Annotated in this window: 18 protein-coding genes; 14 read left to right on the top strand and 4 right to left on the bottom strand. The window is 75.2% G+C overall.

Annotation, left to right across the window (positions count from 1 at the left end; translation table 11 throughout):
- Position 1 precedes the first annotated feature (1 nt).
- Positions 2 to 934: a carbohydrate ABC transporter permease gene (locus RMN56_RS25845; protein ID WP_313720180.1), complete on the bottom strand. Its 933-nt coding sequence runs from the start codon at positions 932 to 934 to the stop codon at positions 2 to 4.
- Entirely contained in the window at positions 931 to 2,031 is a 1,101-nt protein-coding gene (locus RMN56_RS25840) for a LacI family DNA-binding transcriptional regulator (RefSeq protein ID WP_313720179.1), read from the bottom strand. Before RMN56_RS25840 ends, RMN56_RS25845 begins: the two co-directional genes overlap by 4 nt.
- A 276-nt stretch (positions 2,032 to 2,307) precedes the next feature.
- Between RMN56_RS25840 and RMN56_RS25835 the strand changes: the two genes are divergently transcribed.
- The 14 genes from RMN56_RS25835 to RMN56_RS25770 all read left to right on the top strand — a co-directional run bounded on the left by RMN56_RS25835 (position 2,308) and on the right by RMN56_RS25770 (position 18,597).
- Positions 2,308 to 3,441: a peptidoglycan recognition protein family protein gene (locus RMN56_RS25835; protein WP_313720177.1), complete on the top strand. Its 1,134-nt coding sequence runs from the start codon at positions 2,308 to 2,310 to the stop codon at positions 3,439 to 3,441.
- 154 nt (positions 3,442 to 3,595) lie between these two features.
- Positions 3,596 to 4,009 carry a VOC family protein gene (locus RMN56_RS25830; protein ID WP_313720176.1) on the top strand — a complete coding sequence of 138 codons (414 nt, stop codon included), beginning with the start codon at positions 3,596 to 3,598 and terminating at the stop codon, positions 4,007 to 4,009.
- 97 nt (positions 4,010 to 4,106) lie between these two features.
- The gene (locus tag RMN56_RS25825; protein ID WP_313720175.1) at positions 4,107 to 5,192 is read left to right on the top strand and encodes an endonuclease/exonuclease/phosphatase family protein; all 1,086 of its coding nucleotides are present in this window, start codon (positions 4,107 to 4,109) and stop codon (positions 5,190 to 5,192) included.
- 196 nt (positions 5,193 to 5,388) lie between these two features.
- On the top strand, positions 5,389 to 8,583 hold the full coding sequence (locus tag RMN56_RS25820) for a penicillin acylase family protein (protein ID WP_313720174.1): 3,195 nt from the start codon (positions 5,389 to 5,391) through the stop codon (positions 8,581 to 8,583).
- Positions 8,584 to 8,644: 61 nt separating this feature from the next.
- The gene (locus tag RMN56_RS25815) at positions 8,645 to 9,391 is read left to right on the top strand and encodes an ABC transporter permease (protein WP_313720173.1); all 747 of its coding nucleotides are present in this window, start codon (positions 8,645 to 8,647) and stop codon (positions 9,389 to 9,391) included.
- A gap of 41 nt (positions 9,392 to 9,432) precedes the next feature.
- On the top strand, positions 9,433 to 11,583 hold the full coding sequence (locus RMN56_RS25810) for an amylo-alpha-1,6-glucosidase (RefSeq protein WP_313720171.1): 2,151 nt from the start codon (positions 9,433 to 9,435) through the stop codon (positions 11,581 to 11,583).
- Positions 11,584 to 11,637: 54 nt separating this feature from the next.
- Positions 11,638 to 12,132 carry a DUF2231 domain-containing protein gene (locus RMN56_RS25805; protein WP_313720169.1) on the top strand — a complete coding sequence of 165 codons (495 nt, stop codon included), beginning with the start codon at positions 11,638 to 11,640 and terminating at the stop codon, positions 12,130 to 12,132.
- Between the two features lie 99 nt (positions 12,133 to 12,231).
- A complete protein-coding gene (locus tag RMN56_RS25800; RefSeq protein WP_313720167.1) occupies positions 12,232 to 13,149 on the top strand; it encodes an NADP-dependent oxidoreductase in 918 nt (305 codons plus the stop codon).
- 38 nt (positions 13,150 to 13,187) lie between these two features.
- Positions 13,188 to 14,375, top strand: coding sequence for a DNA polymerase IV (dinB, locus tag RMN56_RS25795; RefSeq protein ID WP_313720165.1), 1,188 nt, complete (start codon positions 13,188 to 13,190; stop codon positions 14,373 to 14,375).
- Between the two features lie 21 nt (positions 14,376 to 14,396).
- A complete protein-coding gene (locus RMN56_RS25790) occupies positions 14,397 to 14,792 on the top strand; it encodes a VOC family protein (RefSeq protein ID WP_313724860.1) in 396 nt (131 codons plus the stop codon).
- Positions 14,789 to 15,598, top strand: a complete 810-nt coding sequence (locus tag RMN56_RS25785) for a TIGR02452 family protein (RefSeq protein ID WP_313720163.1) — start codon at positions 14,789 to 14,791, stop codon at positions 15,596 to 15,598. The genes RMN56_RS25790 and RMN56_RS25785 overlap by 4 nt, the downstream gene beginning before the upstream one ends.
- Positions 15,599 to 15,680: 82 nt before the next feature.
- Complete coding sequence (locus RMN56_RS25780; protein WP_313720161.1) at positions 15,681 to 16,616, top strand: hypothetical protein; 936 nt, start codon at positions 15,681 to 15,683, stop codon at positions 16,614 to 16,616.
- 95 nt (positions 16,617 to 16,711) lie between these two features.
- Complete coding sequence (locus tag RMN56_RS25775; protein WP_313720159.1) at positions 16,712 to 17,974, top strand: sensor histidine kinase; 1,263 nt, start codon at positions 16,712 to 16,714, stop codon at positions 17,972 to 17,974.
- A complete protein-coding gene (locus RMN56_RS25770; protein ID WP_313720157.1) occupies positions 17,971 to 18,597 on the top strand; it encodes a response regulator in 627 nt (208 codons plus the stop codon). The genes RMN56_RS25775 and RMN56_RS25770 overlap by 4 nt, the downstream gene beginning before the upstream one ends.
- Before the next feature lie 13 nt (positions 18,598 to 18,610).
- Here RMN56_RS25770 and RMN56_RS25765 read toward each other — a convergent pair whose 3' ends face one another.
- A complete protein-coding gene (locus RMN56_RS25765; RefSeq protein ID WP_313720156.1) occupies positions 18,611 to 19,324 on the bottom strand; it encodes an RraA family protein in 714 nt (237 codons plus the stop codon).
- An 80-nt stretch (positions 19,325 to 19,404) separates the two neighbouring features.
- Positions 19,405 to 20,724, bottom strand: a complete 1,320-nt coding sequence (locus RMN56_RS25760; protein WP_313720154.1) for an FUSC family protein — start codon at positions 20,722 to 20,724, stop codon at positions 19,405 to 19,407.
- Between the last annotated feature and the right edge of the window lie 41 nt (positions 20,725 to 20,765).

Here is a 20,765-nt window from a genome sequence, read left to right as displayed (position 1 = left end):
GTCAGTTCGCCTCCCGGAGTCGGCGCCGCAGGTAGACCGCGAGCAGCGCGACGATGATCACGACCATGACGTTGCCGAGGGCGGCGGCGTAGCCGTAGTTGCCGTAGCGGAACGCCTCCTCGTAGGCGAAGAGCATCGGCAGCATGGTCTTGCCGCCCGGCCCGCCCGCGGTGAGCACGTAGACCAGGCCGAACGAGTTGAAGTTCCAGATGAAGTCCAGCGAGGTGATCGCCACGACGACCGGCGCGATGGCGGGCAGCGTGACGTTGCGGAACCGGTGCCAGGTGCTCGCGCCGTCCACGGCGGCCGCCTCGTGCAGCTCGCGGGGCACGCCCTGCAGTCCGGCGAGGAGCACGACGGTGGTCTGCGGCATGCCGGCCCAGACGCCGACGATGATGACCGCGGGCAGGGCGGTGCTGAAGTCGCCGAGCCAGTTGGTGCGCAGCCCGTCCGCGCCGACCCGGTGGAAGAACTCGTTCAGCAGGCCGGCGTCCGGGTGGTAGACCAGCTTCCACAGGATGCCGACCACCACGGGGGGCATCGCCCAGGGGACCACGGCCAGCACTCGGGCCAGCCCGCGGAAGCGCAGTTGCTGGTTGAGCAGGAGTGCGAGGCCCAGGGCGAGCACGAACTGGAGCACGGTCACCCCGACCGCCCAGAGCAGGCCGATCTTGAACGAGTTCCAGAACAGCTCGTCGCCGAGCAGTTCCCGGTAGTTCTCCAGCCCGGTGAAGCTGATCTCGACGTTGCGGCCGGCCCGGGCGTCGGTGAAGCCGAGCCAGATGCCCCGCAGCAGCGGGAAGACGGACAGCACCACGATGGGCAGCAGCGACGGGAGCAGCAGCAGGTAGATGCCCAGCCGGTCGGAGCGGGACCGGGCCTTGCGAGGCCCGTCGGCGCGGCCGACGTCGGGCCGTTCGGCCACCGTGGTCATGCCGTCACCTCCGGGGTACGCGGCGCGGGCGCCGGCCCGGCCGGCGCGGGAACGGACAGCGGCGTCGTGGCGCTGGAGGCGCGCACGGCGAGGCTGGGGGCGACCTGCTCGCGGCGCGGCGGCAGGCTCGGGTCGGCGATGCGCGACAGCAGCAGTTCGGCGGCGCGGCGTCCGCGCTCGGCCGAGCCGAGGGAGACGCTGGAGAGCTGCGGGAACATCATCCGGGCCAGCTCGGTGTCGTCCATACCGACCAGCGCCACGTCGTCGGGGACGCGCCGGCCGGCGGCGAGCAGGGCGTGCAGCGCGCCGACGGCGATCAGGTCGTTGGCGCAGACCAGCGCGTCGGGCTCGGCGCGGGCCAGGAGGCGCTCGGTGGCGGCCCGGCCGGCCGCGTACCGGAAGTCGCCGACCTCGACGAGGCGCTCGTCGAGCGCGATGCCGTGCCGGGCGAGGGCGGCCCGGAAGCCGGCGTCGCGGGCCGCGCCGGGCACCGTGTCCAGCGGGCCGTTGACGAAGCCGATCCGCCGCCGGCCGGCCGCGACCAGGTGGTCGACGGCCAGGCCCACGCCGGTACGCGAGTCGGTGCGGACGTTGTCCACCGGCGCGTCGGCGGGGAGCTGCCCGACCACGACCACCGGCACCGGGCTGTCGACCAGCGCGGCGAGGTGGTCGCCGGTGACCCGGATCGGCGAGACGATCATCCCGTCGACGTAGCGGTGGGCCAGCCGGCGCAGCAGCGCGGTCTCGTTGTCGATCCGCCCGCCGGTGGCGTGCACCAGGAGCTGCCGCCCGGACGCGGCGACCACGGACTCGATGGCGCGCATCATCTCGACGTACACCGGGTTGCCGATGTCCTCGACGGCGAGCGCGACGAGGCCGGTGCGCTGCGACTGGAGCGAGCGGGCGATGGCGTTGGGCACGTAGCCGACCTCGGCCGCCGCCTCGCGCACCTTGCGCACGGTCTCCGGGCTGCCGCCGACGCCGTTGAGCACGCGCGAGGCGGAGGCGATGGAGACACCGGCGCGGGCGGCGACGGTGTGGACGGTGGGCCGGCCGTCGGCCGACTCCTGTAAACGTTTACGACCCACGCCCCGCACCTCCAGCTGCTTGCTGTAAACGTTTCCGGGAGTCTGCGCCCGTCCCGACGGTCCGGTCAAGGGCTCGTTACGAAAACGTTTCCAACCGGGGCTGAGCTGGGCCGGACGGGCCGAGCCGGACGGGCCGGGGGCCGATCGGCGCGGGTCCGGCAATCGGCCGTCGTCGCATTTGTCCTCTGGCGCTCCCACCGTCCCTGGCAATATTCTCCACTTCGCGCGCAGCAGTTGGAGTTCCTTTACATGCCCGCCCACCCGTCGGGCCATTGAGGAGATGCCATGCACTTCGACCACCCTGAGCTGGACCGTCGTACCCTGCTGCGGGCCGGCCTCGGCGCCGCCGCGGTCGCGGTCGTCGGGAGCGAGATCGCCTTCCCGGCCGCCGCGCAGGCCGCGCCGGGCGCGGACCTCGACTGGATCATCAGCTGCGACGAGTGGGGCGCCCGCCCGCCGGCGGACCCGCTGTCGATCAGCGCGATCGCGACCAACAAGATCATCGTGCACCACATGGCGTTCCCGAACAGCACGGACTACTCCGAGGAACACGCCAAGCAGCTCGCGCGCGACTGCCAGGACCTGCACATGGACACCAACGGCTGGTCGGACACCGGGCAGCACTTCACGGTCAGCCGGGGCGGCCACGTGCTGGAGGGCCGGCACGGCAGCCTGGAGCGGTTGCAGGCCGGCGACCGGCAGATGATCTCGGCGCACTGCCCCGGCGAGAACGGCCGGGCCATCGGCATCGAGAACGAGGGTACCTACGTCACCGAGACGCCGCCCGAGGAGCTGTTCGACTCGCTGGTGAAGCTCTGCACCACCATCTGCCGGCAGTACGGGCTGCACGCGCACGACATCTTCGGCCACTGGGACTTCCGGGCGACGCAGTGCCCGGGCGCGATGTTCTACCGCGAGTTCCCGAGGCTGCGCCGCCGGGTCTTCGCCAAGCTCGGCACCGACCTGGCCGACGTGCCGGCCCGCCGCTGGCCGGACATCTGGCGCTTCGTCGGCGGCCCGGTGGTGCAGGTCGCGCAGTACCTGCTCACCTTCCGCGGCTACACCGTCCCGGTCACCGGCGTGTTCGACGCCGCCACCGTGGCGGCCGTGGCGGACTGGCAGGCGCGCAACGGCATCCCGGTCGACATCGACGCCACCCTCACGGCGCCGACCTGGGAGACCCTCGCGCCCGAGCTGGACAAGGACGCCACCGGCATCCCGGTGCAGGCGGTGCAGTTCATGCTCAACCTCAAGGGCTACGCCGACGTGACGATCACCGGCGTGTACGACCACCCGACCAAGACGGCCCTCCAGGACCTGCAGCGCCTGCACGGACTGGCGCCGAACGGCAAGGTCAGCACCACCACCTGGTGCGCCCTGGTGGGGGGTGTGGTGCGCCAGTCGTTCCAGAAGAACTGACGGCGCACCGGCGGGGAAAGGCGGTGGAGGTGGCAACGGCGCCATCTCCACCGCTGCCGTCGTACCCGCTGCGACTCACCGGTCACGCGTCGTTGTGGCTGTCCTACCTGGCTGCGACGATGGCCCTCGTCCAAGGACGAAGGAGGGTCGCACAATGGCGTCTCGGCTCAATCCCTACATCAGCTTCCGCGACAACGCGCGGCAGGCCATGGAGTTCTACCAGAAGGTGTTCGGCGGCAACCTGACGCTGAGCACCTTCGGCGAGTTCGGCAACCCGGATCCGGGGGTCGCCGACAACGTCATGCACGCGCAACTGGAGACCGACCGCGGCTTCACGCTGATGGCCTCCGACACGCCGCCGGAGATGGAATACCGGCCCGGCACCAACATCTCGATCAGCCTCAGCGGCGACGACGCCGACGAGCTGCGCGGCTACTGGCAGCAGCTCGCCGAGGGCGGCACGGTCGCGGTCCCGCTGGAGAAGCAGATGTGGGGCGACGAGTTCGGCATGTGCGTGGACCGGTTCGGCATCGGCTGGATGGTCAACATCGCGGGGTCCCAGGCCTGACCGCCGGGCGGAGGTGGCCCGAACGGCGGTGTCCACGGTGGTGTGAGCGGCGTTAGCCTGCGCCGATCAACGCATCCCGCCGGGAAGGACGACAGTCATGGACGGCACCCTTCGCGCACACCTCAGACACCTGGCCAGGCTGGCCACCGCGGCCGCACTCGCGGTGGCCGGCCTGGGGCTCGTCGCCCCGCCGGCACACGCGGAAGCCGGGCCCAAGGTGTCCGTGCTGACCCGCAACCTCTACCTGGGCGGGGATCTCACGCCGTCGATCGGGTCGCCGACCCTGCCGGCGTTCCTGGCCGCGAACGCCGCCCTGCTGAGCCACGTGGACCTGGTCGATTTCCCGGCCCGGGCGGCGCTGATCGCCGACGAGATCCGCGAGCGCAAGCCCGACCTGGTCGGCCTGCAGGAGGTGGCACTCTGGCGCACCGGCCCGCTCGGCGACCCGGCCCCGGCCACCGAGGTCCGCTACGACTACCTGGCACTGCTGATGGCGCAGCTGGCCGGATCCGGCCACCGGTACGACGTCGTCGTGGTGCGCGACGAGGCGGACCTGGAGGCCCCGGCCGGGGCGCCGCACCTGCGGGACGTCCGGCTCACCATGCGGGACGTGATCCTGGTGCGGCACGGCGGCCGGGTCAAGGTGCACGCCACCTCGTCGGGCAACTTCGTCAACAACCTGGTCTTCCCGCTCGCCGCCACGGGCGGCACCGCCACGAGCACGCGCGGTTGGACGGCGGTGGACGCCACGCTGGGCGGCCGCGGCTTCCGGTTCGTCAACACCCACCTGGAGGCGTTCCACCCGGGCTTCCGTCTGCTGCAGGCGCAGGAGCTGCTGCGCGGCCCGCTGAGCGTGCCCGGCCGGCTGATCCTCGTCGGTGACCTGAACAGCGGTCCCGCGCTGCCCGACCCGACCAACCGGCTCGCGTACCTCGCTCTCGTCGCCGGCGGGATGGTCGACACCTGGCCGATCCTGCACCCCGGCGACCCCGGCTACACCGCCGGGCTGGGCGACGACCTGACCGAGCCGGCCGGCAGCGTCGAGCACCGGATCGACATGGTGCTGGTCCGCGGCGCGGTGGCGCCGGTGTCCAGTGAGGTCTTCGGCACCGAGCGGCAGACGCCAGCCGGCCGGTGGGCGTCGGACCACCTGGGTCACCAGGCCGTGCTCGCGCTGCCGTGATCGAGGCGAAAGGTCGGCATTCGCGCGTGGTGAACGGCACCTATCCCCACGCATGGAACGCCATCAATCATTACCCGGAGGTAGACATGAGTCACTCTCACCTCCGGGTGTGACGCCCGGGCACGGAGGGCGAGACGTCGGCAAGCGGTAGCCGGGCGCAGTCCCGGCCCGACTCCGCGCATCCGGAGGATCCGCCATGCCCCGTCCCACCACCCGTGCCCGGCTCGCGGCCCTCGCCGCGACCCTCACCGCGGCGGCGAGCGCCCTGACGGTCGTCCCACCGTCACCGGCGCTCGCCGCCACCATGTTCGCTCCCAACGACTACTGCCTCGGCCAGTGCGCCGACATCCTGCCGCCCGGCGAGAACGGCAACGCCACCCTCGCCGCGATCCTCGCCCACCAGGCGCTCGGCACCCGCCCCGCGCACTCCAGCGACCAGCTCGACGAGTACGCGAACCTGGTCTACGGCTACGCCGGGCTCACCGACGAGCAGATCGCGCAGTTCTACAACGACGCCTCGTTCGGCGTGCCCGACGGGCAGGTGGAGAGCACCGTGCGGCCCCGCGCGGACGTCACCATCGTGCGCGACCGGGCGACCGGCGTGCCGCACGTCACCGGCACCACCCGCTCGGGCACCATGTTCGGCGCCGGCTACGCCGGGGCCCAGGACCGGCTCTGGGTGATGGACCTGCTGCGGCACGCCGGCCGCGGCACCCTCACCTCCTTCGCCGGCGGCGCCCCCGGCAACCGGGAGCTGGAGCAGAGCATCTGGGCCAACTCGCCCTACACCGAGGCGGACCTGCAGGCCCAGGTCGACGCGCTGCGCCAGAAGGGCGCCCGCGGCCAGCAGCTCTACGACGACGTCACCGACTACATCGCCGGCGTCAACGCCTACATCGACCAGTCCATCAGCGCCGACAACTACCCCGGCGAGTACGTGCTGGCCGGAGCCGGCAAACCGAAGCACTTCACCATGACCGACCTGATCGCCACGGCCGGCGTCATCGGCGGCCTGTTCGGCGGGGGCGGCGGCTCCGAGATCCAGTCCGCCCTGGTCCGGGTGGCCGCCCGGGCGAAGTTCGGCGCCGCCGAGGGCGACCGGGTCTGGCAGGCGTTCCGGTCCCAGAACGACCCGGAGACCGTGCTCACCCTCCACGACGGACAGAGCTTCCCGTACGGCGCCACCCCGGCCGGCGCGACCGGCGCCGTGCTCCCCGACGCCGGCAGCGTCGTCGCCGAGCCGCTCGCCTACGACCAGACCGGCGGGGCCGCCGCCACCCGGACCGGCGCCAGCGGCGCCACCACCCAGGGGCTGCTCAGCGGCCTCGCCGGGCTGCGGTCGCACGGCATGTCCAACGCCGTGGTGGTCTCCGGCCGGCACACCACCACCGGCAACCCCATCGCCGTCTTCGGCCCGCAGACCGGCTACTTCGCGCCGCAACTGCTCATGCTCCAGGAACTCCAGGGGCCGGGGGTGAGCGCCCGCGGCGCCGCCTTCGCCGGGCTGAACCTGTACGTGCTGCTGGGCCGGGGCCAGGACTACGCGTGGAGCGCCACCTCCGCCAGCCAGGACCTCACCGACACGTACGCGGTGCCGCTGTGCACCACCGACGGCAGCGCCCCGACGCTCGCGTCCACCCGCTACCTGTGGCACGGGCAGTGCGTGGCCATGGAGGTCATCGAACACCGCAACTCCTGGTCGCCGACGCTGGCCGACTCCACCCCGGCCGGCTCGTACACGCTGCGCGCCCTGCGCACCCGCTACGGGCTGGTCGCGTACCGGGGGCTGGTGAACGGGCAGCCGACCGCCTTCACCAAGCTGCGCTCGACCTACCGGCACGAGGCCGACTCGGCGATCGGCTTCCAGGCGTACAACGACCCGGCCGCGATGGGGTCGGCGGCCGCGTTCCAGCAGTCCGCCGCGAACGTCGGCTACGCGTTCAACTGGTTCTACGTCAACTCGACCGAGGCCGCCTACTTCAACTCCGGGTCCAACCCGGTCCGGCCGTCGACGGCCGACCCCAACCTGCCCACCCGCGCCGAGGCGGCCAACGAGTGGGTCGGCTGGAACCCGGACACCAACACCGCCACCTACACACCGGCCGCCGCCCACCCGCAGTCGGTGAACCAGGACTACTACGTCAGCTGGAACAACAAGCAGGCCCGCGACTTCGGCGCGGCCGACGGCAACTTCAGCTTCGGCGCGGTGCACCGGGCCCAGCTCCTCGACGGCCCGGTGCGCGCCGCGATCGCGCAGCGCAAGCTGGGCCGCGCCGACGTCGTGCGGATCATGGCCGATGCGGCGGTCACCGACCTGCGGAGCCAGCAGGTCCTCGGCGACCTGCTCCGGGTGCTCGGCAGCGCGCCGGTCACCGACCCGGCGCTGGCCGACGCGGTGACCAAGCTGCGGGCCTGGCAGCAGGCCGGCGCCCGCCGGGTGGAGACCGCCCCGGGCTCCAAGGTCTACCAGCACGCCGACGCCATCCGGATCTTCGACGCCTGGTGGCCGCTGCTGGCCGCCGCGGAGTTCCGGCCCGGCCTCGGCCCCGACCTCTACGCCGCGCTGGTGGACGCCATCGAGGTCAACGAGGCGCCGTCGGGCGGCCAGAACGGCGGCCGCGACGGCAGCGCCGTGTGGGCCCTGCAGGGCCAGCCGCACAAGGGCTCCTCCTTCCAGTACGGCTGGTGGGGCTACGTCGACAAGGACATCCGCACCGTGCTCGGCGACCCGGTGGCCGGCGGGCTGGGCCGACCGTACTGCGGCAACGGCAACCTCGGCGCCTGCCGGCAGAGCCTGCTCGACACCCTCGCGCAGGTGGCCGCGGTGCCGGTCGCCACCGTCTACCCCGGCGACAAGTCGTGCGGGGCGGGCGACCAGTGGTGCGCCGACGCCATCGCCCAGTCCGGGCTCGGCGGCATCACCCACCCGCTGATCGCCTGGCAGAACCGCCCCACCTACCAGCAGGTCGTCTCGTTCCCGGCGCGCCGCGGCGACGACGTGACCAACCTGGCCCAGGGGCGCGCGGCGACCGCGTCGAGCACGCAGTTCCTCACCAGCCACACCCCGGACAAGGCGGTCGACGGCAGCCTGGGCAGCCGCTGGGCCAGCAGCTACAACGACAACCAGTGGATCCGGGTCGACCTCGGCTCGGCCCGCACCGTGAGCCGGGTGGTGCTGCGCTGGGAGGCCGCGTACGGCAGCGCGTACCGGATCGAGGTCTCCGCGGACGGCGGCACCTGGCAGCCGGTGTTCAGCACCACCGCCGGCAATGGCGGGACGGACAACGTGACCCTCGCCCCGGTCACCGCCCGCTACGTGCGGGTGTACGGCGTCAAGCGGGCCACCTCGTACGGCTTCTCGCTCTACGAGTTCGAGGTCTACGGCCGGTGACACCGGTCGGCCGGCCGGCGGGACCGCACCCGCCGGCCGGCCACCGGCATACGATCATCGGGTGAGCGGCGGCACCGTACCGATCGGCCCGGCTCTGGTCGTCGCGCTCACCGCGCTCACCCTGGCCGGCGCCGCCGTGCTGCGGGTCACCGGGCTCGGCCGGGCCCGGACCGTGCTCACCGCGGCCGCCCGGGCCACCGTCCAGCTCGGCGCCGTCTCCGTGGTCATCGTCGCGGTGCTCCACGCCTGGTGGAGCACCGCCGCGTTCGTCCTGCTCATGTACGTCGTCGCGGCGCTCACCGCCCGCCGCCGGATCGGCGCGGAGGCGCCGGCCCGGGTCGCGCCGCTGGCCATCGCGGCCGGGGTGGCGCCCAGCCTGGCCGTGCTCCTGGCGAGCCGGGCCCTGCCGGCGACCCCGCTCGTGGTGCTGCCCACCGCCGGCATCCTGATCGGCGGGGCGATGACCGCGACCAGCCTGGCCGGCCGGCGCACCCTCGACGAGCTGCGCATCCGGCACGGCGAGTACGAGGCCGGGCTGGCCCTGGGGCTGCTCCCCCGCGACGCCGCGCTGGAGATCTGCCGCCCGGCCGCCGGGCAGGCCCTCGTCCCGGCGCTCGACCAGACCCGCACGGTCGGGCTGGTCACCCTGCCCGGCGCGTTCGTCGGGGTGCTGCTCGGCGGCGCCGGGCCGGTCCGCGCCGGGGCCACCCAGCTGCTGATCCTGCTCACCCTGCTGGCCGTGGAGGCGGTGGCCATCGCGGTGGCCGTCGAGCTGCTGGTCCGGGACCGCGCCCGCACCGCGCCCTGACCGGGGGCGTAGCGGGAGCGCCAGCGGGTAACGGCGGGCGGATGACCTGGGTCCGCAACCTGCGCGTCCGGCCCGACCTGCTCTACGTGGCGAGCGGGTGGAGCACCCTGGTCACCGACGTCCGGGGCCGGATCGCCGGGGCCGACCCGCAGGGCTTTTTCGCCCGCAACACCCGGGTGCTCAGCCGGGAGCGGATCACCGTGGACGGCCGGGAGCCGGTGCCGTTCGCCACCGCCAACGTGCGGGGGCACGCCCAGCTCTCCTACGCGGAGCTGGGCGACGGGGAGGTGCTGCCGTCGCGCGCCGCGTACCTGACCGTCGAGCGGTTCGTCGGCCCCGGGCTGCGGAGCCGGTTCACCGTGGTCAGCTACGCCGCCCGGACGCTGCGGTTCCGGCTGGGGTTGACGGTCGAGGCGGACTTCGCCGACACCAGCGAGGCCGAGGCGGGCCGCCGGCTCCAGGTCGGCGAGGTGCGCACCGGGTGGGACCCGGACTCGGCCGAGTTGCTCCTCACCTACCGGCACGAGGGCCTGGACCGGGCCGTGGCGGTCCGGCTGTGCGCCGACGCCCCGGTGGCGTACGACGAGGGCGGGTTCACCGTCGAGCTGGCGGTGCCTCCGGGCGGCAGCGCCGGCGCCGAACTGCTCGTCGAGCCGGTCTTCGACGGGACCCGGCTGCCCGCTCCGCCGGCCACGTTCGCCGAGCCCGACGACCCGGCCGCCCGGGCCCGGACCCGGCTGGACGCCGAGCTGGCCCGGCTGTCCAGCAGCAACTTCGACGTCACCGCGGCCTGGCGGTGCGCCGTACGCGACCTGGCCGTGCTGCCGCTCGGCGAGCCGGCCGGCCCGACGGCGCCGATCGCCGGCCTCCCCATCTACCAGGAGATCTTCGGCCGGGACACGATGACCGCCTCCTGGCAGGCGCTGCTGGCCGGCCCCACCATGCTGGCTGACAGCCTTCGGCTCAACGCCGAGCACCTGGGCCGGCGGCTGGACGACTGGCGGGACGAGGAACCCGGCAAGCCACTGCACGAGGCCCGGCAGGGACCGGTCTCGCTGCTCGGGCTGAACCCCTTCAGCGGCTACTACGGCGACTGGTCCACGGCGCCGGACTTCCTGGTGTTCCTCGGCCAGTACCTGGCCTGGACCGGCGACCTGGACACCGTGCGCGACCTGCTGCCCGCCGCGGGCCGGGCGCTGAAGTGGATCGACCGGTACGGCGACCCGGACGGCGACGGCTTCCTCGACTACCACTGCCGCTCCCCCGGCGGGCTGAAGAACCAGGGCTGGAAGGACTCGGACACGGCGATCGTCGACGAGCGGGGCGAGGTGGTGCCCGACCCGATCGCCAGCAGCGAGCTGCAGGGCTACTGGTACGCCGCCCTCCGGCACGCCGCCGTCGTCTTCGCCGTCACCGGGCACCCGGCGCGGGGCGCCGCCCTGCTGGCCCGGGCACGGGCGCTGCGCCGGCGGTTCCACCGGGCGTACTGGCTGCCCGACCGGGGCTGCTACGCCATGGCGCTGGGGCCGGACCGGCGCTCGGTCCGGTCGACCAATTCCAACGACGGTCACCTGCTCGCCACGGGCATCGTGCCGGCCCGGGTCGCCGAGCGGGTGGCCGACCGGCTGCTGGCCCCGGACATGTTCAGCGGCTGGGGGGTGCGGACCCTGTCCGCGGAGCACCCGGCCTACAACCCGTTCAGCTACCACCGGGGCAGCGTCTGGCCGGTGGAGGCGGGGACCATCGGCCTGGGGCTGGCCCGGTACGGCTGCTGGCCGCACCTGCACCGGCTGGCCGAGGGCATGTTCGCCGTCGCGGCGACGTTCAGCGAACACCGGCTGCCGGAGGTGCTCAGCGGCCTGCCCCGGGACGCGGCCCACCCCCATCCGGGCGTCTACCCGAACTCGTGCTCCCCGCAGGCCTGGTCGGCCAGCTCCGTGGTTGCCCTGGTCCAGGCCCTGCTGGCGCTGCGCCCGGCCGCGCCGCTGCGCGCGGTCCTCGTCGACCCGCACCTGCCCGAGTGGCTGCCCGACCTGCGGCTGGAGGGCGTACGGGTGGGCGGGGCGACGGTGGACCTGACGGTGCGGCGGCGGCGCGGCGGGCGTACCTCCGTGCGGGTGCGGGGCGACCGGCTCGCCGTGGTGCGCCGCCCGTCCCGGCAGGCGATCGAACTGGCCCGCCGGCAGGTGTAGGCGGCGCCGGACGGGGAAACCGGGCGCGCCTGGGGCCGACAAGGAAGGACCGGCATGGAGAGTCGCGCGAAGGCGATGGGGCACGCCATCCATCCCACCCTGATCGTGTTCCCGCTCGGCCTGCTCGCCACCGCGGTGATCTTCGACATCCTGTACCTGATCACCGACCGGACGGGCTTCCAGGTCTCCGCCGCGTACACCATCGCCGCCGGCGTCATCGGCGGGCTGGTCGCGGCGGTGTTCGGCCTGATCGACTGGCGGGCCATCCCGGCCGGCACCCGCGCCAAGCGGGTCGGCGCGACGCACGGCCTGGGCAACGTCGTCGTGGTGGTGCTGTTCGCGATCAGCTGGCTGCTGCGCCTGGGAGCGGACAACTGGGAGCCGAACGCCGGCGCGTTGATCTGCAGCTTCGCCGGCATCGTGCTGGCCGGCTTCACCGGCTGGCTGGGCGGGGAGCTGGTCGAGCGGCTGGGGATGAGCGTGAGTGACGACGCCGGCGTGAACGCGCCGAGTTCGCTGTCCCGCCGGCCCCGCGCCCGCGGGGCCTGACCCGCCGCGCAGGCCGGGTGTAGCCGCCGGCGCGCCGGGGACCCGCCCCGGCCGGGGCGGCCGACGGGCGCCGACGGGCGCCGGAGGAGGGACGAGCCGATGCGGGCGATCACTCTCGACCGGGACGGGGCGGCGCCGACCGCCCGGGACGACCTGGCCCGGCCCAGTCCCGGCCCGGACGAGGTGCTCATCCGGGTGCGGGCGTCCTCGGTCAACGGCTTCGACCGCAAGGCGGCGGACGGGGCGCTGCGCGGGTCCATGGACTACCGGTACCCGGTGGTGCTCGGCAAGGATTTCGCCGGCGAGGTCGAGGCGATTGGCGGCACCAGCGAGTTCCGGGTCGGCGACCCGGTGTTCGGGGTGCTCATGCGCTCCTACCTGGGCGACGGCACCTGGGCCGAGTACGTGACGGCCGGCGGTGGGGACGGCATCGCCCGCGTCCCCGACGGCATCGAGCTCGCCACGGCGGGCGTGCTCGGCCTGGCCGGCGCCACCGCCCTCGACACGCTCGACGCGCTGGCCGTCCGGCCCGGCGACACGGTGCTGGTGGCCGGGGCGACCGGGGGCGTCGGCGCGCTGGCCGTGCAGTACGCCCGGCTCGCCGGCGCCCGGGTCGTCGCGACGGCCCGCCCGGGCCCGGCCACCGACTTCGTCCGCGACCTGGGCGCCGCCGAGGTGGTCGACTACACCGGCGACCTGACCGGGCAGGTGCGGGCGCTCGCCCCGGACGGCGTCTCGGCGGTGGCGCACCTGGCCGGCGAGGGCGCGCCGCTGGCGGGGCTGCTCGCCGCCGGCGGGCGGCTGGCCTCCACCATCGGCTTCGGCCCCGACCAGCACCCGGCGGCCATCTCGATCTTCGGCAGGCCGGAGCGCGGGACGCTCGACCGGCTCGCCGACGACGTGCTGGCCGGCCGGGTCCGGATGCCGGTCGACCGCCGCTACGAGCTGGACGAGGCGCCCCGGGCCCTGACCGAGTTCTCCGGCGCCCTGGGCAAACTCGCGGTCAGCATGCCCTGACCGGCCCGGCGTTCGAACATCTGTGCGAACATGTGCTGGTGTCGAGCGAGGCCACCATCCTGCACGCCGACCTGGACGCGTTCTACGCCTCCGTCGAGCAGCGTGACGACCCCCGGCTGCGGGGCCGGCCGGTGATCGTCGGCGGCGGCGTGGTCCTCGCCGCCAGCTACGAGGCCAAGGCGCGCGGGGTGCACAGCGCCATGGGTGGCCGGCAGGCCCGGCGGCTCTGCCCGGACGCCGTCGTGGTGCCGCCCCGGATGGCGGCCTACACCGCGGCCAGCCGGGCGGTGTTCGAGATCTTCCGGCGCACCACGCCGCTGGTCGAGGGGCTCAGCATCGACGAGGCGTTCCTCGACGTGGGCGGGCTGCGCCGGCTCGTCGGCCCACCCGCCGGGATCGCGGCCGAGCTGCGCCGGGAGGTACGCCGGCAGGTCGGCCTGCCGATCACCGTCGGGGTGGCCCGGACCAAGTTCCTCGCCAAGGTGGCCAGCGGGGTGGCCAAGCCGGACGGGCTGCTGGTCGTCGCGCCCGAGGGCGAGCTGGCCTTCCTGCACCCGCTGCCGGTGGAGCGGCTCTGGGGCGTCGGCCCGGTCACCGCCGCGAAGCTGCGCGAGCGGGGCCTGCGCACCGTCGGGCAGGTGGCCCGCCTCGACGAGCCGACCCTGGTGTCGCTGCTCGGCGCTGGCGCCGGCCGCCACCTGCACGCCCTCGCCCACAACCGGGACCCGCGCGCCGTGCAGGTCGGGCGGCGGCGCTCCTCGATGGGCGCGCAGCACGCGCTGGGCCGGGAGCCGCACTCCCCCGCCGAGCTGGACGCCGTGCTGGCCGGCCTGGTCGACCGGGTGACCGGGCGGCTGCGGGCGGCCCGGCGCACCGGCCGCACGGTGACCCTGCGGCTGCGGTTCGCCGACTACACGCGGGCCACCCGCGCGCACACCCTGGACAAGCCGACCGCCCAGACCGGGCCGCTGCGGGCCACCGCCCGGTCGCTGCTGCGGGCCGCGCTCCCGGAGATCGAGACCCGGGGCGTCACCCTCATCGGGGTCGCCGTCGGCAACCTGGACGACGGGCACGTGCAGCTCACCCTGCCGTTCGCCCGCGACGCCGGGCCGGCGTTGGACGCCGCCGTGGACGCGGTCCGGGACCGGTTCGGGTCGCGGGCGCTGACCCGCGGGGTGCTGCTCGGCCGCGACCCCGGATTGGAGATGCCCATGCTGCCCGACTGACGGTACGGTCCACCGGTGTCCATGTTCCGCACCCCGCAGGTGATCCTGTTCAGCGAGGACGTGCCCCGGGCCGCCGCCTTCTACGCCGGGCTGGGCTTCACCGAGACATTCCGGGTGCCCGCCGAAGGCACGCCGATCCACGTCGACCTGACACTGGACCGCTACCGGATCGGCATCGCCTCGGTGGCGTCCACCCGCGACGACCACGGGCTCGACCCGGTGCCGAGCGGGCAGCGCGCCGCCGTGATCCTCTGGACCGACGACACCGCGGCCGCGTACGCGACGCTGACCGCCGCGGGCGCGCCGGCGCTCGCCGCCCCCCACGTCTGGCTGGGCCGGCTGCTCATCGCCTGGACGGCCGACCCGGACGGCAACCCGGTCCAGCTCGTCCAGCACCTGCCCGCCGACCCGGCGTGAGCGCCCGGCTGCGGGCGCTCGCCGCGGACACGCTGGCCGTCCTCGACGCCGGCGGGTACGTCGACGGCCAGGGCCGGACCGTCCCGCTCGCCGAGCCGGTGCGGGCCGCCGTCGCCGGCACCCGGCTGCACCTGCCCGACGAGCCGCTGCCCGCCCCCGCGCCCCGCGGTGGCACCCCGAAGGTCGAGGTGACCGGCGAGAGCACCCTCGCGGCCGCCCGCCGGCTGGCCGCCGACGGCGCGGTGGCCGCGCTGGTCTTCGCCTCCGCGAAGAACCCGGGCGGCGGCTTCCGCACCGGGGCGCAGGCGCAGGAGGAGAGCGTCGCCCGCGCCTCGGCGCTGTACCCCTGCCTGACGGCCGTCCCCGAGTTCTACGCGTACCACCGGGAGCAGCGGGACCTGCTCTACAGCGACCGGGTGATCCATTCGCCCCGGGTGCCGGTGTTCCGCGACGACCGGGGGCGACTGCTCGACGCCGTCCACGAGGTGTCGTTCCTGATCGCGGCCGCGCCGAACCGCGGTGCCCTGCTGCGCCAGCAGCCCGCCGACGCCGACCGGGTGGCGCCCGCGCTGCGTACCCGGGCACGACGGGTGCTCGCCGTCGCGGCCGCGCACGGGCACCGGCGGCTCGTGCTCGGCGCCTGGGGCTGCGGGGTGTTCCGCAACGACCCCGGCACCGTGGCCGACGCGTTCGCGACCGCCCTGGCCGACGCGCCGGGTTGGTTCGACCAGGTCACCTTCGCCGTCCTCGACCGGGCCGACGGGCCCACGTACGCGGCGTTCGCGCGCCGCCTCCTCCCCGGGTAGGAGGCGCGCCTCCGACCTGCGGCCGGCATCGGGGCCTCCGGTCGGGCGCGACCGGGCGGCCGGGCCACCAGCATCTACAGGCATGACTACCGTGTTGAACCGGGCGGCCCGCTGGCACCGCCCCCTCGTGCTCTTCGTCGTGGCGATGGCGGCGCTCACCGTCGTCGCGGCGGTCGGCGTCGTGGCCGACCCGCGGGTGCTCACCGGCGCGCCGATCTGGCTCAAGCCCCTGAAGTTCGCCGTCTCGTTCGTGCTGTACGGCATCACCCTCGCCTGGATGCTCACCCTGCTGCCGCGCCGCAGCCGGGTCGCCGAGTGGGCGGCCACCCTGATCGTCGCGGTGGCCGTGGTGGAGATGGCGATCATCGTCATGCAGGTGCTGCGCGGCACCACCAGCCACTTCAACGGCACCACCCCGCTGAACGCCGCCCTTTTTTCGGCCATGGGCGCGGCGATCATGGTGCTCTTCGTCGCCCAGCTGGTGATCGGGATCGTGGCGCTCCTGGGACGCGCGGCGGACCGGGCCGCCGGGTACGCCGTCCGGCTGGGCCTCGGCCTGTCCCTGCTCGGCATGCTGGTGGCCGTGCCGATGGTGACCCGCACGCCCGACTCGGCGGCCGAGGGGATCAGCGGGGCGCACAGCGTCGGCGTGGCGGACGGCGGGCCGGGGCTGCCGCTGGTCGGCTGGAGCACCACCGGCGGTGACCTGCGGATCGGGCACTTCGTCGGGCTGCACGCCCTCCAGGCGCTGCCGCTGCTGGCCATCCTGCTCAACCGCTTCCTCCGCACCCGGCTGGACGAGCGGGCCCGCGCCCGCCTGGTGCTCGTCGCCGGCGTGGCGTACGGCGGGGCCACGCTCCTGCTCACCTGGCAGGCGCTGCGCGGCCAGCCGCTGCTGCGCCCGGACGCGCTCACCCTGGCCGTTGCGGCGGCCCTGGTGGCGGCGACGGCGACCGCCGCCGGCGCGGTCCTGGCCCGTGCGCAGCGCCGGCCGGAGCCGGTGGTGGTGGTCGCATGACCGGCACCGGCCCGGCCGTCCGCCGCGGACCGCGCGCCGCGTGGGCCCGGCGGGCGGCCCCGCCGGCCGCCGGCCGCACCGCCTAGGCTGGCGTCGTGGGCTCGGTCAGTCGGCTGTTCGATACGCGGGACACGCTCGCGCGGATGCTGCTGCTGGATCTCAGCGGCCTGGGTTACCTGGTGGTCGGCGCCCAGGGCCACCAGTCGCCGACGACCACGCAGTGGGCGCTGGCCCTGACCGCGTTCGCCGCCGCCCCGCTGTTCCACCGTCGGCCGCTGGTGAACCTGGTGGCGCAGGCCGCGCTGCTGGCGGTCGCCTTCACGCTGGTCGACGACACGACGATCAACCAGGTCGGCGCCAGCTGGGCGCTGCTGGAGCTGGTCATGCGGGCCGAGCGGTCCCGCACCATCTGGCTGGCGGCCGGGCTGCTGGTCGCGGTCGACCTGACCGACTCGATCGGTGACCCGGTCCGCCGGATGCTGTCCGGGGTGTTCGGGCTGACCGTCGAGGTCGGCGTGCCGCTGCTTCTCGGCCTGCTCATCCGCACCAGCCGGGAGCTGGCCCGGCAGGCCGAGGAGCGGGCCGCCGCGGAGCAGCGCCGCCGGGAGTCGGAGAGCCGCGCCGCCCGCGCCGACGAGCGCAGCGCCATCGCCCGGGAACTGCACGACGTGGTGGCGCACCACGTCGCGTCGATGGTGCTGCGGGTCGGCGTGGCCCGGCACGTGCTCCCGGACCTGGATCCGCGGGTGAGCGAGGTGTTCGACGACGTGCACGGCACCGGGGCGGCCGCGCTGGACGACCTGCGGCGCCTGGTGGCGGTGCTGCGCGACCCCGCCGGGGTCCGCGACGCCGCGCTGACCGCGATCGAGCCGTCGGCGGTCCCGGCGGCGCTGGGCGCGGCGGTGGACCGGGCCCGGCAGGCGGGCGTCACCGTCGAGGCCGACGTCGACCCGGCGGTCGGGACGCTGGACGCGGTGCGCGGCCAGGCGGTCCTGCGCCTGACCCAGGAGGCGCTGACCAACGTGGCCAAGCACGCCGGCACCGCGGCGCAGGCCCGGCTGACCGTGGCGGTGGTCGACGGCGCCGTCCACTGGGAGGTGTCCGACGACGGTCGGGGGCCGGCGCCCGCCGCGGTGCCGGCCGGCGGCGGCCACGGCCTCACCGGGATGCGGGAACGGGTCGAGGTGCTGGGCGGGCGGCTGGAGGCCGGCCCCAGCGGCGCCGGCTGGCGGGTCCGGACGGTCCTGCCGGCCGGGGTCCCCGCACCGGAGGGGCCGCCCGACTCAGCGGCCCGCCCGCCGGATCCGGTGGCGCCCCGCCCGCGGCCCGCCGGCCCGCACGCGCCGGAGCCGGCGTGATCCGCGTCCTGCTGGTCGACGACCAGCACCTCATCCGCGCCGGCCTGCGCATGCTCTGCGACGCCCAGCCCGACCTGGCGGTGGTCGGCGAGGCCGACAACGGCCGGGACGCGATCAACCTCGCCGCGCGGCTGCTGCCCGACGTGGTCGTGATGGACCTGCGGATGCCCGGTGTCGACGGCATCACGGCGACCAGCCGGATCCTCGCCGAGCGTCCCGCCACCCGGGTGCTGGTGCTCACCACGTTCGGCGACGACGACCACCTCTACCCCGCGCTGACCGCGGGCGCCTGCGGGTTCCTGCTCAAGGACGCACCCCCCGCCGACCTGCTCGACGGCATCCGCCGGGCGGCCGCCGGGGACAGCCCGTTCAGCCCGGAGGTGCTGCGGCGGCTGGTCCAGCGGGCGGTGCACGCCCGCGCCGACGCGCCGCGGCCGGCGCACGGCCTGACCACCCGCGAGCGGGACGTGCTGAACCTGGTGGCCGAGGGCCTGTCCAACACCGAGATCGCCGACCGGCTGCACATCGGCGTCACCACGGTCAAGACCCACATCACCAGCCTCATGACCAAGACGGACAGCCCCAACCGGGTACGCCTGGCCCTGTGGGCCCGCGGCGCCTGAGCGCCGGCCGGTCTCACTCCTCGATGGCGCCGCCCACCGCGCGCAGGTGCTCCCGGAAGGTCAGCACCGGGTTGTCCGCCCGGCCCGCCAGGTACGCCCCGAACCCGACCTGCGCCCGCAGCGGCTCACCGGCCCGGATCCGGTCGGCCTGCCGCCGCTCGGTGTCCCGGATGGACTCGGCGAGGTCGAACAGCTCGCCGGCCCGGCCGGCCGGCACGAACAGCACCCCGTCCTCGTCGGCCAGGGCCACGTCGCCGGGGTCGACCGTCCACCGCCCGACCCGCGCCGAGGCCAGCGCCTCGACCGGCCGCGGGTCCAGCCGCTGTGGGCCGGTGGGCGTGGCGCCCAGGCTGAACACCGGCAGCCCGACCGCCCGGATGTCGGCGGTGTCCCGGTGCAGGCCCCAGACCACCAGGCCGGCCAGCCCGGCGGCCCGCGCCTCCAGCACCACGAGGTCGCCGACGCACGCCTCGTCGGTGCGCCCGTCGTTGTCCACCACCAGCACGTCGCCAGGCGCGGCCCGATCGATCGCCTCGAGGAAGATGTCGACGCTGCCGACGTGCCGGGACGGCAGCACCCGGCCGGCCAGCCGGCCGCCGGACAGCACGGGACGGACGCCGGCCGGTGCGCAGCGCACCGGGACGGAGGCCCGCAGGCAGGCGTCGGCCACGTGGGCCGTGGTCAGCGCGGCGAAGCGCCGGGGCAGCTCTGCGCGGTCGATGCTCATGGGCCGACGCTAGCCAGCGGGAGCGGTGCGTGGGAGCGGCCACTTCCCGGCCGGTGGCTCCGGTTCGCCGCAGGTCGGTATCAGGTCGGGTGGGGTGTGCGCGTCGGCGGGTGGAGCGCGTCGGGGTTGTTACGGCGACGCCGGGCCACCCGGGTTCGCCGCCGGGCCCGCGCGTCACGGGGAACCGCCCGGGCCATGCGGGCCCGCAGCGGCGGGCGCAGTTCCGCCTCGCCCGCCCCGGCGGCCGTGCGCACCATCCGGTTGGCGTCGTCCGGGTCGCACCCGGTGGCCCGCAGCACCTCGCTGTCGGCGGTACGCAGGTCGGTGACGACACCGTCGCCGTAGGAGCGGACCCCCCGCGCCCAGGCCCGGCCGGCCAGCTCGGCGCTCTCCCGGACCAGCCGGCGGGTGTCGGTCAGGTCCTCGCCGTCCCGGCACTCGCGGCGCATCACGCGGACGGCCTCGCTGAGGCGGCTCACGGCGTGGGCCAGGGTCGGCGGGATGGGCTCGCCGTACTGCAGGGCGGTGGCGGAGCGGCGGGCCACCGAGCGGGCGTAGAGGATCACCCGCTCCAGGTGTTGCGCGGCGGTCGCGTACCGGTGGAACTGGGCGCGCCGGCGCCAGCGGACCGGCGCCAGGGTGACCACCTCCTCGGCCCCGCTGAGCGCGTCGTTGAGCCGCCCCACGTCGGCGTCGAGGCCCCGCATCCGCTCCAGCGAGCGGACGGCCGCGTCGGCGTCCCGGGTGGCCAGCGCCCGGGCGACGGCGTCGAGTTCGGTGGTGAGCGCGGTGACGACCGGCCCGGTCGCCCGGTCCAGCACGCGCAGCGGGTTGACCGGCAGCAGCAGCGCCACCACGAACAGGCCGACCAGGCCGCCGACCAGCGCGTCGAAGATCCGGGGCAGCTCCAGACCGGGTTCGACCGGGGCGAGGGTGGCGATCAGCACGGCCGTACCGCCGGCCTGGCCGACCAGGGCGCCGCCGCGCCCGGCGACCAGCAGCGCGGTCGCGATGGCCAGGGTCACCACCAGGCCGGTCTGCCAGTACCCGGAGCCGAGCAGGTCGCGCAGCACGTCGCCGACCACGATGCCGAGCCCCACCCCGATCAGCAGCTCGAAGGTGCGCCGGGCCCGCTGGCCGATGGCGGTGGCGATGGTGCCGACCGCGGCGGCCGGTGCGAAGACGTGCGCGCCGGGACCGAGCAGGCGCTGGGCGAGCAGCGCGGCGAGCGCCGCGGCCAGCCCGGCCTGGACGGCGATCACGATGGTGACCTCCAACTGGCGCAGCCGCTGCCGGCCCGCCGCGAAGCCCTCGGCGCGGACGTGGGCCAGCTCCCGCCCGGCGCGCTCGGCAGCCTGGTCGAGAGGCGAGCGGGCGGTGTCGGGACGCTCGTCGGCCATGGCGGCGGTTACCCGGCGCGGCGCGGGTGAATCGTCCGCGT

This window comes from Micromonospora halotolerans, from assembly GCF_032108445.1.
GTDB lineage: Bacteria > Actinomycetota > Actinomycetes > Mycobacteriales > Micromonosporaceae > Micromonospora > Micromonospora halotolerans.
Note: the sequence above shows the minus strand (reverse complement) of the source record. Positions and strands in the feature narration are given on the sequence as shown.

Excerpts from the sequence above, each read along its gene's own strand:
- RMN56_RS25825 (WP_313720175.1), top strand. The coding sequence starts at position 4,107 with ATGGACGGCACCCTTCGCGCACACCTCAGACACCTGGCCAGGCTGGCC.
- RMN56_RS25835 (WP_313720177.1), top strand. The coding sequence starts at position 2,308 with ATGCACTTCGACCACCCTGAGCTGGACCGTCGTACCCTGCTGCGGGCC.
- RMN56_RS25805 (WP_313720169.1), top strand. The coding sequence starts at position 11,638 with ATGGAGAGTCGCGCGAAGGCGATGGGGCACGCCATCCATCCCACCCTG.
- RMN56_RS25800 (WP_313720167.1), top strand. The coding sequence starts at position 12,232 with ATGCGGGCGATCACTCTCGACCGGGACGGGGCGGCGCCGACCGCCCGG.
- RMN56_RS25765 (WP_313720156.1), bottom strand. The coding sequence starts at position 19,324 with ATGAGCATCGACCGCGCAGAGCTGCCCCGGCGCTTCGCCGCGCTGACC.
- RMN56_RS25790 (WP_313724860.1), top strand. The coding sequence starts at position 14,397 with ATGTTCCGCACCCCGCAGGTGATCCTGTTCAGCGAGGACGTGCCCCGG.
- RMN56_RS25820 (WP_313720174.1), top strand. The coding sequence starts at position 5,389 with ATGCCCCGTCCCACCACCCGTGCCCGGCTCGCGGCCCTCGCCGCGACC.
- RMN56_RS25760 (WP_313720154.1), bottom strand. The coding sequence starts at position 20,724 with ATGGCCGACGAGCGTCCCGACACCGCCCGCTCGCCTCTCGACCAGGCT.
- RMN56_RS25845 (WP_313720180.1), bottom strand. The coding sequence starts at position 934 with ATGACCACGGTGGCCGAACGGCCCGACGTCGGCCGCGCCGACGGGCCT.
- RMN56_RS25810 (WP_313720171.1), top strand. The coding sequence starts at position 9,433 with ATGACCTGGGTCCGCAACCTGCGCGTCCGGCCCGACCTGCTCTACGTG.
- RMN56_RS25830 (WP_313720176.1), top strand. The coding sequence starts at position 3,596 with ATGGCGTCTCGGCTCAATCCCTACATCAGCTTCCGCGACAACGCGCGG.
- RMN56_RS25780 (WP_313720161.1), top strand. The coding sequence starts at position 15,681 with ATGACTACCGTGTTGAACCGGGCGGCCCGCTGGCACCGCCCCCTCGTG.